General features: G+C 72.6%; 1 protein-coding gene. It reads right to left on the reverse strand.

Features of this window, described 5'->3' with window-relative positions; genetic code table 11:
- Nucleotides 1-987, reverse strand: a 987-nt coding sequence (locus KN815_RS36895; RefSeq protein WP_216346207.1) for an acyltransferase domain-containing protein, incomplete at both ends; no start/stop codon positions are given.

Raw genomic sequence — 987 nt, forward strand, 5'->3', positions numbered from 1 at the left:
CCGGTGAGGTTGGAGACGATCGGGATGCGCGGGGCCTCGTACGACAGGCCCTCCGCGACCTCGCGGAACGCGTCCAACATGCCGTCCATGCGAGGGGAATGGAACGCGTGGCTGACCGTGAGCCGCTTGGTCTTACGACCCCGCGCCTCGAAGCCCGCCGCAATCGCGACGGCCTCGTCCTCGTCACCCGCGATGACCACGGAGGTCGGCCCGTTGAGCGCGGCGATGCTGACCCGCTCGGTCAGCAGCGGCAGCACCTCGTCCTCCGACGCCTGCACCGCGATCATCGCGCCACCGGCCGGAAGCTCCTGCATCAGACGGCCACGCGCCGCCACCAGCTTCGCCGCATCGGCGAGCGAGAGCACACCTGCCACATGCGCGGCGGCCAGCTCGCCGATCGAGTGGCCGGAGAGGTAGTCAGCCTTCAGACCCCACGCCTCGACCAGGCGGAACAGCGCCACCTCGACCGCGAACAGCGCGGGCTGGGTGAACCCGGTCCGGTCCAGCGCCTCGGCATCGTCCCCGAACAGCACATCCCGCAGCGGCCGTTCCAGATGCGTGTCCAGGTGGGCACACACCTCGTCCAGGGCATCCGCGAACGCCGGGAAGGTGTCGTACAGCTCACGGCCCATACCGAGCCGCTGGCTGCCCTGCCCGGTGAAGAGGAACGCCACCTTGCCACCGGCCACCGCGTCCTGAACGAGCCCGGCCGCCGTACGTCCCTCGGCGAGCGCCGCCAGGCCGGACAGCAGTCCGTCCCGGTCCTCGGCGACGAGCGCCGCGCGCTCCTCGAAGGCGGTACGGCGCGTGGCGAGGGTGAACGCCACGTCGGTGAGGTCCAGCTCGGGGCGCTCGTCCAGGTGGGCGCGCAGCCGTACGGCCTGGTCGCGCAGGCCCTCGGGGGACTTGGCGGAGAGCAGCCAGGCGGCCGGGACGCCGGACCGGGGCGCGGCGGCGGGCGCCGGGTCCTCGGTCTCGTCCGCGTAC

This window comes from Streptomyces niphimycinicus (assembly GCF_018883605.1).
Taxonomy (GTDB): domain Bacteria; phylum Actinomycetota; class Actinomycetes; order Streptomycetales; family Streptomycetaceae; genus Streptomyces; species Streptomyces niphimycinicus.